Genomic DNA, 15,704 nt, shown 5'->3' with positions numbered 1-15,704 from the left:
CACTGCCAGGAGAGGAACGTGTGATGACCGCACCGGAGGCGTACATCGCCTCGATCGGTACCAGCCTGCCCGGCGAGCCCGTGGACAACGAGCAGTTGGCCAAGGCCCTGGGTGTCAACCAGGAGTGGGTCGAGGTCTTCATCGGGACGAGGACCCGGCACTTCGCCCGGGACATCGGCACCAACGAGGTCCGCTGGTCGCTGGCCGACCTCTGCGCGCAGGCGGGGGAGAAGGCGATCGCGAACGCGGGCATCGACCCGGCCCAGATCGACTTCATCGTGCTCGGCACGGCCACCCCGGACACCCTGATGCCGGCCACCGTCAACCACGTCGCCGACCAGCTCGGCCTGGACCAACTGCCCACCTACCAGCTGCAGTCCGGCTGCGCCGGGGCCGTCCAGGCGTTCGACCTGGCCCGCACCCTGGTCACCAGTACCGGCGGCACCGGCCTGGTGATCGGCGGGGACGTCTGCAGCAAGCACCTGGACCTGCGCCGGGACCTCACCGACGCGGCCCCCAGTGAGCTGGTCAACTTCGTGCTCTTCGGCGACGGCGCCGGAGCCGCCGTGCTCACCCCCGAGCCGATCGGCCAACGGGTGGCGCTGCGCCGGGTGTTGAACCGGCTGACCGGTCTCGGCCGGGCGCCGGGCCAGGTGATCGAGTGGTTCGGCGTGGCGGACAGGGACAGCGACAAGCAGGCCATCAAGGAGGACTACAAGGCCATCGAGGAGGCCGTCCCGGTGATGGCCGTGGAGATCCTCTGGGAGCTGCTCGGCGAACTCGACTGGTCGGTCGAGGAGTTGGACTACATCCTGCCGCCACAGCTGTCCGGCCGGATGACCAGCCTGATCTACGACCGGCTCGACGTCCCCGGCGTCCGGGAGATCTCCTGCGTCGCGGACACCGGCAACAACGGCAACGCGCTGCCCTTCCTGCAGACCGAGCGGCTGCTCGCCGAGATGACCACAGGGCAGAAGGCGCTCGCGGTGGCCATCGAGTCCAGCAAGTGGATCAAGGCGGGCTTCGCCCTGGAAAAGATCTGACCCCTCGCCACACCCGACAGGAGTAACGCAATGAGCATCACCACCGAGGAGTTCGTCCAGCTGGTGAACGACGACATCGGCGTCCAGGTCGGCGCCTCCGAGCTGGAGGCCGACTTCGACGCGCTCCCCGGCTGGGACTCGCTGCACCTGCTCAAGCTGGTCACCGCGCTGGAGAAGTCGACCGGGCGCAAGGTCCCGGTCGGCCGGCTGCTGGAGGCCCGCTCGCTGGGCGAGATCCACCGTCTGGCGAGCGCCTCGTGACCGCCGCCCGGGCCGAGGCCGTCCGGACCGACCCGGTCCGGGCCCGCCGGCACACGCTCTACTTCCTGGAGTACGCGGCGTCCCAGCGTCCGGTCTACCTGGACACCGAGGTCGACATGACGGCCGTCACCGCGCACCGGGCGCTGGGCGCACGCCGGTACTCCCTGGTCAGCTACCTGCTGCTGGCCACCGGCCAGGTGCTCGCCCGGTACCCCGAGGCGAACGCGGTGGTCGCCCCGGGCTGGCCGTCCCGGCTGCGCCGGCCCAGGATCACCTCCTTCGCCGGGGTCACCGGCAAGCTGGCCCTGGACCGCCCGGTGGACGGGCAGCGCACCGTGCTGTCGGCACTGCTGCCGGACCTGGACCGCACCGACCTGGCGGGCATCCAGGACCGGATCGACCGCTACCGGGGCCCGGACGCCGCCGGGCTCCCCGAGTTCGACGCGGTCAGGAGGCTCGGCCGGCTGCCCGCCCCGCTCGGCCGGCTGGCCTTCGCGGCCGCCCTGCGCGATCCGGCCCGCCGGGCCCGGATCCTCGGGACGGTCTCGGTCAGCTCACTCGGCCACCGCCCGGTGGACGGCTTCCACTCGGCCGGCGGGACGGCCCTGACCGTCTGCGCCGGCCGGGTGGCCGACCGCCCGGTGGTCCGGGACGGGGCGGTCGCCGTGGCGCCCGTGATGCGGCTCAGCCTCGCCTTCGACCACCGCGTGGTGGACGGGGCGACGGCCGCGGACGTGCTGGGCGACCTCAAGAAGACACTGGAGGAGTTCGATGGCAGGAGTCGAGACGGCGACGGCGGTGCCGTTCGGGATGCCGGTCAGGATCACCGGGCGCGACGGACCGTGGACGCCGGTCAGCCGTGAGGTGAAGGAGCACGGCACCGCCGTCGTGTACGCGCGGCTGGACGACTGGCGCCCGGACCGGGCGGCCGGCCCCCGGCTGCGCGAACTGCTCGGCCGGGACTGGGCCCGCTACCTGGACCTCACCCACCCGGACGTCCGGATCCGCTTCGCCGCGTCCCGGATCCTGCTCAAGTACGCGGCGGGCACCCTGCTGAACGTCGCCCCGGAGGCCGTCGAGATCGGCTACCGCGACCGGGGACGCCCCTACCTCCGGGGCAACGACTCGATCGACGTCAGCATCAGCCACACCGACGGCCTGCTGCTGGTCGGCCTCACCACCCGGGGCCTGATCGGCGTGGACGCCGAACCCGCCGACCGCGAGATGTACGAACAGGGCCTGGCCAAGCACCTCTGCACGCCGTACGAGCTGGAGCAGGTGGAGGCCCTCCCGGCCGCCGCCCGGGGCGGCGAGCTGATCCGGCTCTGGACACTCAAGGAGGCGTACAGCAAGGCGCTCGGCATCGGCCTGCAGTTCCGCTTCACCGACTTCGGCTTCGGCCCGCAGGGCCGCCCCACCGGCCTGCGCGGGCTGGACGGCCGGGCCGCCGACTCGGGGGAGTGGGCCTTCCGCACCTGGACGGACGACCCCGAGTACGTGCTGAGCGCCGCCGTCTTCGACTTCGGCTTCGGCCGGGCCGACGACACCCGGGCCAGGACCATGCTCGATCCGACCCTCGTCGACGCCCTGATGGACGCGCTCGGCGAGGAGGAGCCCGACCACGGCGGCGACGCCGACTGGTAGCCAGACCTACGGAAGGATCCCGATGAGCACCACCTTCGCCGCCCCGCCCACCTTCGCCGCCGCCCCGCCGCTGCCGGAGGAGGCGCCCAGGGACATCTGGACCTGGCGCCACCCGGAGGGGCGGCTGCTCAGCGCACTGGTCGGGGTCTCCGCGCTGACCGTCGCCACCGCCCTCGGCGGTCCGCTCACCTGGACCTTCTGGGCCGGCCTGGTCGGCCCCGACCTCGCCTTCGTACGCGGCTGGGGCGAACCCGTGCCCGGGCCGGGCTACATCCCGCGCGCCACCGTCGGCCTGTACAACACCCTGCACCGCCCGTGGGCCCCGGCCGTGGCCGTCGCCCTGGGCCTGGCCACCCTCTCCCAGCCCCTGGTGGTCGGCGGCCTCGGCTGGCTGGCCCACATCGCCCTCGACCGCGCCACCGGGGTCGGCCTGCGCCACCCCGACGGCCACATCCACTGACCGGCCGGGCCGGCCGTGCCCGCCACGCGCCCGCGCAGAGCCCCGGTCATCCGCTGCCCCGCTCCCAGAACGGTTGTCACATGTTCGACTTGGACGAGCTGAAGGCGTACGCCAAGCTGCACGCCCGTGGCCAGGGCATCGACGCCCGCCGGGTGGCCGGGATCCTGGCCCGGATCCGCAACGACGAGACCGGCTCCCCGGACTCCTGGGCCAAGGTGTGGAGCACCACGGCCGACGCGCTGGCCGCCCGTGGCCGGCACCTGGAGGCCTGCCGCCACTACACGATGGCCCGCTTCCCCTACCCGGCCGACGAGGAGCGCGCCCGCGCCCAGCGCAGCGCCGTCGAGGCCTTCGACCGCTGGCGCACCGCTCTGAACCGCACCGCGCAGGGCGGCATCGAGCCGCTGGAGCTCGACCTCCCCGGCGGCACCGTCCGTGCCTGGACGGCCGGCCTGGACGCCGCCGAGCCGCGCCCGCTGCTGCTGGTGACGGGCGGCATCGTCTCGGTCAAGGAGCAGTGGGCGCAGCTGCTGCCCAAGCTCGCCAAGCAGGGCTTCGCCGCCGTGGTCACCGAACTGCCCGGCGTCGGGGAGAACACCCTGCGCTACGACGCGGACTCCTGGCGGCTGTTCCCCGAGTTGGTCGACCGGCTGGCGGGCCGGGCCAGGACCACCGACGTCTCGCTGCTGGCGCTCAGCTTCAGCGGCCACCTCGCGCTGCGCGCCTCGGCCGCCGACCCCCGGTTCGGGCGGGTGCTGACCGTGGGCGCGCCGGTCGGGCCGTTCTTCACCGACGAGGACTGGTGGGAGGTCAAGGTCCCGGCGATCACCAAGGAGGTGCTGCTGAGGCTCACCGGCGCGGCGGACCGCCCGGCCCTGCGCGCCGAGCTGACGGGCTGGGGGCTCACCCCGGCGGAGCTGGACGCCGTCCGGATCCCGGTCGGCTACGTCCGCAGCACCCGGGACGAGATCATCCCGCGCGCCGACGGCGAGCTGCTGGCCGCCCGGCTGCCCAAGGCCAGGTTCAAGGAGTTCGACGACGTGCACGGCTCGCCGGCGCACCTGGGCGAGATGCGGCTCTGGCTGATGCACGCCCTGCTCAGCAGCCAGGGCATCCAGGACCACCGGACCAAGGCCCTGGAGGTCGCGATGGGCCTGCACCGTTTCGCGGACCTCTTGAAAGGGGAAGCGAAGGCGGGGTGACGGCGTCAGCCGTACATCCGCCGCATGGTGAAGTCCACCATCTGCTCGACCGCCTTGGCGTCGAACACCATCCGGTGCTCGCCCTCCATGTCCAGCGCGAAGCCGTAGCCGGTCGGCAGCAGGTCGAGGATCTCGGCGCCCGAGACGCTGAAGTGCTTGGACTCCTTGCCCGCGTACCGGCGCAGCTCCTTGAGCGAGCTGAACATCGGGATCACGGGGGTGGGGGTGTTGTGCAGCGCCAGGAAGCCCGGGCGGTCGCCGCGCGGGCAGTGCACCTTGGAGGTGATGAAGATCGCCTGGAAGTCCTCGACCGGCATCGAGCCGGTGGTGAACGCCCGGACGGCGTCGGCCAGCGACGGGGGCGAGGGCTCGGGGTAGAGCGACTGCTGCGGCGCGCCCTGCGGGTCCCCGTACGGGCCGGGGCCGGGCATGCCGTTCATCCCTGCCTGCTGCGCCGCTTGCTGCTGCGCTTGCTGCTGGTAGGGGTCACCCTGGTAGGCGGTCTGCTCGTAGCCGTACACGTGCCCAGGTTAGCGGGCCCGGGCCCGCCGCAGGGCGGCTGATCCGGACAACAACGGGCGGTGGGCGGTTGTGGGACGTGACCACGTTCACGTGACCTTGTCGCCGCCTTTCACGCGGAAGGGCTTGAACAAGTTACTTACGGGTAGCATCATGTTGTCTACTGGCGGGTAAGTGGGTCGCTCGGAAGCGGCGGACCCCGGAAGCGACGAACCGGAGAAAACGGCCATGGGTCACTACAAGTCCAACCTGCGGGACGTGGAGTTCAACCTCTTCGAGGTGCTCGGTCGCGACCAGGTGTACGGCACCGGTCCGTTCGCCGACATGGACGTCGACACCGCGAAGAACATCCTCAGCGAGATCTCGCGCCTCGCCGAGAACGACCTCGCCGCGTCCTTCACCGACACCGACCGCAACCCGCCGGTCTTCGACCCGGAGACCAACACCGCTCCGATCCCGGCCTCCTTCAAGAAGAGCTACCAGACCTACATGGACGCCGAGTGGTGGCGTCTGGGCATCCCGGAGGAGATCGGCGGCCAGGTCACCCCGTCGTCGCTCATCTGGGCGTACGCCGAGCAGATCCTCGGCTCGAACCCCGCGATCTGGATGTACTCCTCCGGTCCGGCCTTCGCCGGCGTCGTCCACGACGAGGGCACCGAGGCGCAGAAGCGCGTCGCCGAGCTCATGGTCGAGAAGCAGTGGGGCGCCACCATGGTGCTGACCGAGCCCGACGCGGGCTCGGACGTCGGCGCCGGCCGCACCAAGGCGATCAAGCAGGAGGACGGCTCCTGGCACATCGAGGGTGTGAAGCGCTTCATCACCTCGGGCGAGCACGACATGTCCGAGAACATCATCCACCTGGTGCTGGCCCGCCCCGAGGGCGGCAAGCTCGGCACCAAGGGCCTCGGTCTGTACATCGTCCCGAAGTTCGACTTCGACTGGCAGACCGGCGAGCTCGGCGAGCGCAACGGTGCCTACGCCACCAACGTCGAGCACAAGATGGGCCTCAAGGCGTCCAACACCTGCGAGATGACCTTCGGCGCCAAGCACCCGGCCAAGGGCTGGCTGGTCGGCGAGACCGTCGACGGCATCCGCCAGATGTTCAAGATCATCGAGTTCGCCCGGATGATGGTCGGCACGAAGGCCATCGCCACCCTCTCCACCGGCTACCTGAACGCGCTGGAGTACGCCAAGGAGCGCGTGCAGGGCGCGGACATCTCCAACTTCATGGACAAGGCCGCCCCCCGCGTCACCATCACCAACCACCCCGACGTCCGCCGCTCGCTGATGACGCAGAAGGCGTACGCCGAGGGCATGCGCGCCCTGGTCCTCTACACCGCCTCCGTCCAGGACGACCTGGTCGCCGCCCGCCTGCGCGGCGAGGAGGACAAGGCGGCCGAGAGCCTGAACGACCTGCTGCTGCCGATCGTCAAGGGCTACGGCTCGGAGAAGTCCTACGAGCAGCTCGCCCAGTCCCTGCAGACCTTCGGCGGCTCCGGCTTCCTGCAGGAGTACCCGATCGAGCAGTACATCCGGGACGCCAAGATCGACACCCTCTACGAGGGCACCACCGCGATCCAGGGCCTGGACTTCTTCTTCCGCAAGATCGTCCGCGACGGCGGCCAGGCGCTCACCGCCGTGTCCGAGCAGATCCAGAAGTTCCTCGGCGCGGCCGAGGGCGGCGACGCCCTCGCCGCCGAGCGCGAGCTGCTCGCCAAGGCCGCCGGCGACCTGGAGGCGATCGTCGGCAAGCTGCTCGCCGACCTCTCCTCGGTCGAGCAGGACGTCAAGAACATGTACAAGGTGGGCCTCAACACCACCCGCCTGCTGATGGTCTCCGGCGACGTCGTCGTCGGCTGGCTGCTGCTCCGCCAGGCCGCCGTGGCGCTGGCGAAGCTGGAGGCGGGCGCCTCGGAGAAGGACGTCCCGTTCTACCAGGGCAAGGTCGCCGCGGGCCGCTTCTTCGCCCGCAACATCCTGCCGACCGTCACCCCGCAGCGCCTGATCGCCGAGGGCATCGACAACGAGATCATGGACCTCGCGGAGGAGGCTTTCTGAGCCTCCCCGGCCTGACCGCCTGACCCACCCTCAGCAGGGAGGGGGTCTACGCACAACGCGTAGACCCCCTTTCTGCTTTGGTTCTGCTCTGGACGACCGCCCGCCGTCACGATGTCTTCACCGTTGTGTGACCGTTGTTGAAGTCGCCTCGTCATGTCCGTGTACGGGCATATGCTCGGGTGCGAAGACCGGGTTCCCCGTCCGGCTTTCAGCCCTCCCTCAACCCAGGAGCAGCATGTCGACCGCCGCCCGTCCGGCCTACTTCGACCGAACGCACACCGACGACCTGATCGCGTTCCTCAGCGCCTCGCCGTCGCCGTTCCACGCCGTGGCCAGCGCAGCCGAGCGACTGGAGAAGGCGGGCTTCCGACGGGTGGCCGAGACCGACGCCTGGGACGCCGCCGTCGGCGGCCGGTACGTCATCCGCGGCGGGGCACTGATCGCCTGGTACGTCCCCGAGGGCGCGGGCCCCGCGACGCCGTTCCGGGTGGTCGGCACCCACACCGACTCGCCCAACCTGCGGGTCAAGCCGATCCCGGACACCGGCTCGGCCGGCTGGCGCCAGGTCGCGGTGGAGATCTACGGCGGCGTGCCGCTGAACACCTGGCTGGACCGCGACCTCGGCCTGTCCGGGCGCCTCGCGCTGCGCGACGGCACCGCCACGCTGGTCCAGATCGACGAGCCGCTGCTGCGCGTGCCGCAGCTGGCGATCCACCTGGACCGTCAGGTCAACGACGGCCTCAAGCTCGACAAGCAGCGCCACCTGACGCCGATCTGGGGAATCGGCGACGTGACGGAGGGTTCGCTGATCGAGTACGTCGCCGAGAAGGCGGGCGTCGACGCCGCGGACATCGCCGGCTGGGACCTGATGACGCACGACGTGCAGCCGCCCTGCTACCTGGGCAAGGACCGCGAGCTGCTGGCCGGCCCGCGCCTGGACAACCTGCTCTCGGTGCACGCGGCCGCCGCCGCCCTCGCCGCGGTGGCCGGCGGGGACCTGCCGTACATCCCGGTGCTGGCCGCCTTCGACCACGAGGAGACCGGCAGCGAGTCGGACACCGGCGCGCAGGGGCCGCTGCTCGGCAACGTGCTGGAGCGCAGCGTCTACGCGCGCGGCGGCACCCCGGAGGACCGCGCCCGGGCCCTGGCGGGGACGGTCTGCCTCTCCTCCGACATGGGCCACGCGGTGCACCCGAACTACAGCGAGCGCCACGAGCCGGGCCACCACCCGCTGCCGAACGGCGGCCCGATCCTCAAGGTCAACGTCAACAACCGCTACGCCACCGACGGCCTCGGCCGGGCCGTCTTCGCCGCCGCCTGCGAGAAGGCCGGCGTGCCCTGGCAGGCCTTCGTCTCCAACAACGCGATGCCCTGCGGCACCACCATCGGCCCGATCACCGCGGCCCGCCTCGGCATCACCACGGTCGACTGCGGCATCGCCGCCCTCTCCATGCACTCCGCCCGCGAACTCTGCGGCGCCGACGACCCGTACCTGCTGGCCAGCGCGATCAAGGCCTTCCTCGAAGGCTGACGGCCCGTTCTTCCAGGGGCGCGGGGAACTGCGCGACCAACCATGCACCTACGTGTGCCCTGGTCGCACCGTTCCCCGCGCCTTTGTGGGTACCGCTACTCCATCCCGGCGAGGACGAGCGGCAGCCGCGTCGCCCCACCCGCCGTCAGCTTCACCGGGACGCCCCAGTCCTGCTGGTGCACATGGCACGCCGGGTACTCGATCTCCGGATCGTCATCGCACGAGGCCGCCATCGCCGACACGTGCAGCACGCCCTCCGCGACGTCAGCGGCAAGCACCAGCTCGCGGGTGAGCGCCGAGTCCGGGCCCGCCCCGGAGACCAGCAGCTCGGGCGGGGTCGAGCTGACCAGCAGCCGGGTCGACGGGCCGTACCGCTCGTCCAGCTTCTGCCCGGCGGGGGCCTGGAAGACCACGTCCAGCCGGAGCGCGCCGGGCGCGACCTCGGTCGCGGCGCGCTGGGTCCGGTGCGCGACCGACTCGACCCGGACGGCCTCCTCGGGCAGCCGCAGCCGGGTCAGCCGGTGCCGCGCGGACTCGACCACCACCAGATCGCCGTCGGCCAGCACCGCCCCGGAGGGCTCCCGCAGGTCGGTGGCGAGCGTGCTGACCTCGCCGGTGGCGGGCTCGTAGCGGCGCAGCGCGTGGTTGTAGGTGTCGGCGATCGCCACCGAACCGTCGGGCAGCACGGTCACCCCCAGCGGGTGCTGGAGCAGCGCCTGCCCGGCCGCGCCGTCCCGGTGCCCGAAGTCGAACAGCCCGGCGCCGACGGCGGTGTGCACGGTCTTCGTTTCACGTGAAACCCACCGGACGGCCGAGGTCTCCGAGTCGGCGACCCAGAGCCGCTCGCCGTCCGCCGAGACCGCCAGCCCGGACGGCTGCGCGAACCAGGCCTCGTCGGCCGGGCCGTCCACCAGGCCCTCGTTGGTCGTCCCGGCCGCGACCGCGACCGTCCCGGCCGCCGGGTCGAAGGACCAGAGCTGGTGCACCCCGGCCATCGCGATCCAGACCTCACCGTCGAAGAACGCCACGTCCCACGGCGAGGAGAGGTCCACCTCCTGGGCCGGACCCTGGGTGGGGGAGCCCTGCCACCACTGCTTTCCGGTGCCGGCCAGCGTGCTCACCGAGCCGTCCGCCAGCCGCACGCCGCGCAGGGCGTGGTTGACGGTGTCGGCCACCACCACGTCGTACCCGAGGTCCAGCCCGGCCGGGACGAGGGCCAGGCCCTGCGGCTCGCTGAACCGGGGCGCGGTGCCGTCCACCAGGCCGCGCTCGCCGTCGCCGATCCGGCGGACCACCGTCTCGCCGTCCTCCGCGAGCTCGACCAGCGAGTGGTGCCCGGAGTCCGCGACCAGGTAGTGCCCGTCCGGCAGCCGGACGACCTTCCCGGGGAACTTCAGATCCCCGGCCACCGGCTCCGGCGCCACGTACGGGCTGTCGCCGCGCCGCAGCGTGCCCTTGGCGGCGTGCTCCGTCTCCAGCTCCTCGACCAGCTTGGCGATGGCGTGCGCGTGCCCCTCGCCGGCGTGCTGCGCGACCACGTACCCCTCGGGGTCGATCACCACCAGCGTCGGCCAGGCCCGCACCGCGTACTGCTTCCAGGTCACCAGCTCCGGATCGTCCAGCACCGGGTGGTGCACCTCGTACCGGGCCACCGCGTCCACCACGGCCTGGTGGTCGGCCTCGTGCACGAACTTGGGCGAGTGCACCCCGACGATCACCACCGTGTCGCGGTGCTTCTCCTCCAGCTCCCGGAGCTCGTCCAGGACGTGGAGGCAGTTGATGCAGCAGAAGGTCCAGAAGTCGGCGATGACGATCTTGCCGCGGAAGTCCGCGAGCGACAGATCCTTGCCACCGGTGTTGAGCCATCCACCTGCGCCGACGAGTTCAGGGGCGCGTACGCGTGCACGAGAAGCCATGTCGACATCCAACCCCATCGCCCCGTCTCCTCATTCCGGGGTGACCCTCGCGGCCGCACTCTGCCACCGCGCGGGCAGGCGGGTGGGTCACCCCAGCGGAGGGGGAGGCTCCGGGGTGGCCTAGGGTTCGGGCCGTGGAGAGTGCGGGGGGAAGCATGTACGGCGGCCAGAACGGCAGTGGGGGCTGGGGAGCGGCGGGGTACCAGCCCGGGACGGGCGGTGGCGGTCCGGACTGGGCGGCGATGGCCGAGGCCAATGAGCGCCAGGTCCGCCGGAAGCGGCTGCTGCGCGTCGGCATCGGTGCGGCGGGAGTGCTCGCGCTGGCCGGTGTCGTGGGCATCGCCGTGGCGCTTCAGGGCTCCGGGGGCGGCAAGCCGTCGGCCGGCGGGTTGCCCGTGGCCTCCGCCCCGGCGGGTACGAAGGCGGGCCCGTCGTCCGCTGCGCCGTCCACCGGCGCGCCGGAAGGCGGCAAGGGCCTGCGGCTCGGTGTCTCCGCCGAGGTCGGCGCGGTCGACGGCCACAGCGGTCCGGCGTTGACCCTGCACGGTGTCCACGACGGCTACGCCGAGGTCAAGTCGGGCGTCATCGACACCGCGAAGAGCTTCACCGTCTCCGCCGTGGTCAGCAACAGCGCGGCCGCACAGCCCAAGGCCGCGGTCTCCCAGGGCAGTGACGGGTTCTTCTCCCTCTACCTGGGCCGGGAGGACTCGTCGAGCGCCGACCATGACCGGTGGGTGTTCAAGGTGCAGACCGCCGCGCAGACCGGCAAGAGCGTCATGGCCCTGTCCGCCGGACCGGCCGCCGCCGGCCGCTGGACGACGCTGACCGGGGTGTACGACGCGAAGGCCAAGGCCATCACGCTGTACGTCGACGGAGCGCCGGCCCAGACCGTCCCGGTGCCGGGCATCCTGGTGACCAACGGTCCGATCGAGATCGGCCGGGCGCGGTACAAGGCCCACTGGGCCGATTTCTGGGAGGGCTCGATCGCGGACGTCCAGGTGTGGGACCAGCCGCTGAGCCCGGACCGGGTCGCCCAGGTGGCGAAGACCGGCTCGGCGGACGTCCCGGCGCACGCCACGTGGCTCAGGTTCTGAGCCGACGGGCACCTGCGGGCACCCCAGGAGTCCGCGCTGACCGCCCCACCGCCGACCCGGTATCGGCGCATCGCTCGTGACCGGCCTGAGCCGACTTGGCGTTCCCCCTCCGGGGCCGTTCCTCACCCGGCCCGCTCTCCTCCCGGGGCAAGGGCATGGCGACCGTCCGAACGCCGCTCGATGCCGCAGGATGTCTCCTGACCGGGGGCCGGCCATGGCAGCGGGTACCGGCTGCGGGTGCCGGGAGCGGTCGTGCTGCTCCGGCGCTGCGGCCGTCATGGCCGGGCCCGTCGGGGTCACGCCCGGCGACACCGAGAACCGGAAGGGGTATGTCCGATGAAGTACCAGGTCAGGGAGCGGATCTTCGGGATCGGCGACGACTACTGGATCGAGGACGAGCACGGGGAGAAGGCGTACCTGGTGGACGCCAAGGTGCTGCGGATCCGGGAGACCTTCGAGCTGAAGGACCAGAGCGGGCACGTGGTGGCCGTGATCAGGCACAAGGTGCTCTCCGTCCGGGACGCGATGAAGATCGAGAACGGGCACGGGGACGTGGTCGCCACCGTGCGGAAGAAGCTCTTCACGCCGTTCCGCGACAAGTACCACGTCGAACTCCACGACGGTGGTGAGCTGGAGATCCACGGCAACCTGATCGACAAGGACTACAAGATCGAGTCGCACGGCGACAGGATCGCCGAGATCTCCCGGAAGTGGTTCCGGATCCGTGACACCTACGGCGTGAGGATCGCGGACGGCGCGGACACCGCCCTGCTGCTGGCCGTGGCGGTCTGCGTCGACCACCTCGTGCGCGAGGACGACTGACGCTGCCGCAGACTTCGGCGGGCCCGGGCCGGTCGGTGGCCCGGGCCCGCCGGGTGTCCTCGGGTCAGGGGCGCGGGATGACGGTGAGCGGGTTGCGGCCGGGCGGGATGCGCTGGGCCAGGTGACCGTAGCCGCCCGCCTCCCAGACCGTCGTCCGGAACTCCCGGAGGCTGAGCGCGCGGGACGGCGCTCCGGGGGTGGCGGCGAAGTGCGCGGTGCCGCAGCGCTCGCAGTACCAGCCCCGTGACCACACCTGTTCGGCGGCGGGCGAGCCGGCCGTCGACTTCCGGAAGGCCGACCTGCGCCTGGCCGCCGAGACGAACAGGACCGCCGCCGTCAGCAGCGCCAGGGCCGAGATCCACGGCAGGATGCCGAAGACCTGGTGGTGGGCCGGGGCGGTGGCCGCGTGGAGGTGGACGGAGAGACCGCCGGGCCCCGGGTCGATCCGGTAGAACGGGTCGCTGCTGGATCCCGAACCGCCGACGAGGACCGGGTTGTCGGTGAAGCCGACATCGGTGCCCGCGCTCGCGTCGGTCCGGATGTCGTCGAGCTGGGCGGCGCCGAAGTTCAGGGACGCGTTGACGACGAACGTGACGACCGACCCGAACAGGGCCAGCGCGCCCAGCAGCCACCGCGGGCTGACCGGCAGGGACGGTACCGGTGCCAGCGCGGCGGACAGCGCCGGGGACCACTCGCGGGTGACGGTGGTCTCGGGTTCCTCGCCCGCCCACCGGGCCGGCCGGGTGGTGCGCTGCTGCCGGCCGCCTTGGTACACGGCCGGCACGCCCACCAGGCGGTCCGTGAGGCCGCAGCCGGGGCAGGGTTGCAGGTGCGGTGGTGCGGCGTCGTTGATCTCCGTCATCGTTTCCCCCGTGGCGAGGTGCTGACCCGTCGTCAGCACGCGGGGGGATCCTCCCGGAAGGCGACCTCGTACGCCAGTGCGACACGCGCGGCCGTTCAGCCGGCCGCCAGGCGCTCCGTCAGCCGTTGCTTCGCCGCCGGCCACTCCTCGCGCAGCATGGCGAACTGCACGGTGTCGCGCCAACTGCCGTCCGGGCGGCGGCGGTGGCGGCGGAAGGTGCCCTCGTAGGTGGCGCCGAGGCGGCGGATGGCGTTCTGCGAGCGCTCGTTCAGGTGGTCGGTCTTCCACATCACCCGGCCCATGCCGAGCTCCTCGAAGGCGTGGGTGAGGAGCAGCAGCTTCGACTCGGAGTTGCAGGCGCTGCGCCAGACCGCACGGGAGTAGAAGGTGCCGCCGATCTCCAGCAGCTCGTCGGTCGCACTGAAGTCGAAGTAGCACGTCACGCCGATCGCCCGGCCGCTCTCCAGGGAGACCACGGCGAAGGCCAGGCAGTGGCCCGCCGCCACCTCGGCCAGTCGCTCGTCGAGGACGGCGCCGAGCTCGTCCTCCGTCCGGGGTGCGCGGTGGGGCAGCCAGCGCCAGAGCTCCTCGTCCCCGCCGACGGCGGCGAACAGGTCCGGCAGGTGGCCCCGGCCGAGCGGCTCCAGCCGGACGTGCCGGCCGGTCAGGGTGATGGGGGAGGGCAGCTTCGCGGTCATGGCGGCAACCGTAGCCACTAGTTGAACTAGATGCAATCAATTTATGCACTAGTTCAAACTCATCCGCTCGTCCGGTCGCCGCGCAGTGGCTACGGCGAGACCGCGACGCCCAGCGAGTCGGTGCCCATGGCCTCCGCCGTTCACCTCCAGTCCGGCACCGGCGGGCCCGCGGACGCGGAAGGCCCCGCACCAGGGGTGCGGGGCCTTCCGGTGGTGCACTGCGGGGCTCAGATGAAGGAGTTGATCTGGATCGTCTCGGTCCGGCCGGGGCCGACGCCGATCGCGGAGATCGGGGCGCCCGACATCTCCTCCAGGGCCTTCACGTACGCCTGCGCGTTCTTCGGCAGGTCGGCGAAGGTCTGCGCCTTGCTGATGTCCTCGGTCCAGCCGGGCAGCAGCTCGTAGATCGGCTTCGCGTGGTGGAAGTCCGACTGGTTGTACGGGAGTTCCTCGACGCGCTTGCCGTCGATCTCGTACGCGACGCAGACCGGGATCTGCTCCCAGCCGGTCAGCACGTCCAGCTTGGTGAGGAAGAAGTCGGTCAGGCCGTTGACCCGGGTCGCGTAGCGGGCGATCACCGCGTCGAACCAGCCGCAGCGGCGGTCACGGCCGGTGGTGACACCGCGCTCGCCGCCGATCCGGCGCAGCGCCTCGCCGTCGGCGTCCAGCAGCTCGGTCGGGAACGGGCCCGAGCCGACGCGGGTGGTGTACGCCTTCAGGATGCCGACGACCCGGTCGATCTTGGTCGGGCCGATGCCCGCACCGGTGCAGGCGCCGCCGGCCGTCGGGTTGGAGGAGGTCACGAAGGGGTACGTGCCGTGGTCGACGTCGAGCAGGGTGCCCTGGCCGCCCTCCAGCAGGACGACCTTGTTCGCCTTCAGCGCCTCGTCCAGGACGAGGGTGGTGTCGGCGAGGAAGGGGCGGATCTTCTCCGCGTAGCCCAGGTACTCCTGGACGACCAGGTCGGCCGGCATGGCACGGCGGTTGTAGAGCTTGACCAGGATCTGGTTCTTGTCGTGCAGCGCCGCTTCGACCTTCTGCTGAAGGATCGATTCGTCGAAGAGGTCCTGCACCCGGATGCCGATGCGGTTGATCTTGTCGGCGTAGGCCGGGCCGATGCCGCGGCCGGTGGTGCCGATCTTCCGCTTGCCGAGGAAGCGCTCGGTGACCTTGTCCAGGGTGCGGTGGTACGGGGTGATCAGGTGGGCGTTGCCCGAGATCAGCAGCTTCGAGGTGTCGATGCCGCGCTCGTTCAGGCCCTTGAGCTCGGAGAGCAGCACGCCCGGGTCGATGACGACGCCGTTGCCGATGACCGGCACCACGTTCGGGCTGAGGATGCCGGAAGGCAGCAGGTGGAGCGCGTACTTCTGGTCGCCGATGATCACCGTGTGACCGGCGTTGTTACCACCCTGGTAGCGGACGACGTAGTCGACGGAGCCGCCGAGCAGGTCGGTCGCCTTCCCCTTGCCCTCGTCCCCCCACTGAGCGCCAACGAGCACGAGTGCCGGCACAGGCGTACACCCCTTCCGGTTGGGGCATCCTGCGTAGGCCGCAGTCTGCCCCGAGATAGACGAAGCCCCTGGCGCAATAGCGC

At 71.6% G+C, this 15,704-nt stretch carries 15 protein-coding genes; 10 read left to right on the top strand and 5 right to left on the bottom strand.

Translation table 11 applies throughout. From position 1 onward, the window contains the following. Window positions 1–23: 23 nt before the first annotated feature. The 6 genes from ABD330_RS10945 (at window position 24) to ABD330_RS10920 (ending at window position 4,610) form a co-directional block, all read left to right on the top strand. The gene (locus tag ABD330_RS10945; RefSeq protein WP_344463445.1) at window positions 24–1,043 is read left to right on the top strand and encodes a 3-oxoacyl-ACP synthase III family protein; all 1,020 of its coding nucleotides are present in this window, start codon (window positions 24–26) and stop codon (window positions 1,041–1,043) included. 30 nt (window positions 1,044–1,073) lie between these two features. Next, on the top strand, window positions 1,074–1,304 hold the full coding sequence (locus ABD330_RS10940) for an acyl carrier protein (protein ID WP_344463443.1): 231 nt from the start codon (window positions 1,074–1,076) through the stop codon (window positions 1,302–1,304). Then, the gene (locus ABD330_RS10935) at window positions 1,301–2,167 is read left to right on the top strand and encodes a 2-oxo acid dehydrogenase subunit E2 (protein WP_344463441.1); all 867 of its coding nucleotides are present in this window, start codon (window positions 1,301–1,303) and stop codon (window positions 2,165–2,167) included. Before ABD330_RS10940 ends, ABD330_RS10935 begins: the two co-directional genes overlap by 4 nt. Then, the gene (locus ABD330_RS10930; protein WP_344463439.1) at window positions 2,076–2,948 is read left to right on the top strand and encodes a 4'-phosphopantetheinyl transferase family protein; all 873 of its coding nucleotides are present in this window, start codon (window positions 2,076–2,078) and stop codon (window positions 2,946–2,948) included. The genes ABD330_RS10935 and ABD330_RS10930 overlap by 92 nt, the downstream gene beginning before the upstream one ends. A gap of 22 nt (window positions 2,949–2,970) precedes the next feature. After that, complete coding sequence (locus tag ABD330_RS10925; RefSeq protein ID WP_344463437.1) at window positions 2,971–3,408, top strand: DUF4260 family protein; 438 nt, start codon at window positions 2,971–2,973, stop codon at window positions 3,406–3,408. An 80-nt stretch (window positions 3,409–3,488) separates the two neighbouring features. Further along, window positions 3,489–4,610, top strand: a complete 1,122-nt coding sequence (locus ABD330_RS10920; RefSeq protein WP_344463435.1) for an alpha/beta fold hydrolase — start codon at window positions 3,489–3,491, stop codon at window positions 4,608–4,610. Between the two features lie 5 nt (window positions 4,611–4,615). On the opposite strand, the gene ABD330_RS10915 is transcribed toward ABD330_RS10920, so the two are convergent. Further along, window positions 4,616–5,131 (bottom strand): SseB family protein, encoded by a 516-nt coding sequence (locus ABD330_RS10915; RefSeq protein WP_425555497.1) that lies wholly within the window; start codon window positions 5,129–5,131, stop codon window positions 4,616–4,618. A gap of 226 nt (window positions 5,132–5,357) precedes the next feature. Here ABD330_RS10915 and ABD330_RS10910 point away from each other — a divergent pair, with 226 nt between their 5' ends. Continuing rightward, the gene (locus ABD330_RS10910) at window positions 5,358–7,187 is read left to right on the top strand and encodes an acyl-CoA dehydrogenase (protein ID WP_344463433.1); all 1,830 of its coding nucleotides are present in this window, start codon (window positions 5,358–5,360) and stop codon (window positions 7,185–7,187) included. A gap of 235 nt (window positions 7,188–7,422) precedes the next feature. Next, complete coding sequence (locus tag ABD330_RS10905) at window positions 7,423–8,718, top strand: M18 family aminopeptidase (protein ID WP_344463431.1); 1,296 nt, start codon at window positions 7,423–7,425, stop codon at window positions 8,716–8,718. Window positions 8,719–8,813: 95 nt separating this feature from the next. On the opposite strand, the gene ABD330_RS10900 is transcribed toward ABD330_RS10905, so the two are convergent. Beyond that, the gene (locus ABD330_RS10900) at window positions 8,814–10,634 is read right to left on the bottom strand and encodes an NHL domain-containing thioredoxin family protein (protein ID WP_344463429.1); all 1,821 of its coding nucleotides are present in this window, start codon (window positions 10,632–10,634) and stop codon (window positions 8,814–8,816) included. A 134-nt stretch (window positions 10,635–10,768) separates the two neighbouring features. On the opposite strand from ABD330_RS10900, the gene ABD330_RS10895 reads away from it, so the two are divergent. Both ABD330_RS10895 and ABD330_RS10890 read left to right on the top strand, forming a co-directional pair. After that, window positions 10,769–11,728 carry a LamG domain-containing protein gene (locus ABD330_RS10895; RefSeq protein WP_344463427.1) on the top strand — a complete coding sequence of 320 codons (960 nt, stop codon included), beginning with the start codon at window positions 10,769–10,771 and terminating at the stop codon, window positions 11,726–11,728. Between the two features lie 336 nt (window positions 11,729–12,064). After that, a complete protein-coding gene (locus ABD330_RS10890; RefSeq protein WP_344463425.1) occupies window positions 12,065–12,550 on the top strand; it encodes an LURP-one-related/scramblase family protein in 486 nt (161 codons plus the stop codon). A gap of 64 nt (window positions 12,551–12,614) precedes the next feature. Here the strand turns inward: ABD330_RS10890 and ABD330_RS10885 are convergent, their stop codons facing one another. The 3 genes from ABD330_RS10885 to ABD330_RS10875 all read right to left on the bottom strand — a co-directional run bounded on the left by ABD330_RS10885 (window position 12,615) and on the right by ABD330_RS10875 (window position 15,621). After that, window positions 12,615–13,412 (bottom strand): hypothetical protein, encoded by a 798-nt coding sequence (locus ABD330_RS10885; protein ID WP_344463423.1) that lies wholly within the window; start codon window positions 13,410–13,412, stop codon window positions 12,615–12,617. Between the two features lie 95 nt (window positions 13,413–13,507). Further along, the gene (locus tag ABD330_RS10880) at window positions 13,508–14,110 is read right to left on the bottom strand and encodes a GNAT family N-acetyltransferase (RefSeq protein ID WP_344463421.1); all 603 of its coding nucleotides are present in this window, start codon (window positions 14,108–14,110) and stop codon (window positions 13,508–13,510) included. 227 nt (window positions 14,111–14,337) lie between these two features. Next, window positions 14,338–15,621 (bottom strand): adenylosuccinate synthase, encoded by a 1,284-nt coding sequence (locus ABD330_RS10875; RefSeq protein WP_344463419.1) that lies wholly within the window; start codon window positions 15,619–15,621, stop codon window positions 14,338–14,340. Between the last annotated feature and the right edge of the window lie 83 nt (window positions 15,622–15,704).

The sequence above is a fragment of the Kitasatospora kazusensis genome, from assembly GCF_039529945.1.
Taxonomy (GTDB): Bacteria; Actinomycetota; Actinomycetes; order Streptomycetales; family Streptomycetaceae; genus Kitasatospora; species Kitasatospora kazusensis.
Note: the sequence above shows the minus strand (reverse complement) of the source record. Positions and strands in the feature narration are given on the sequence as shown.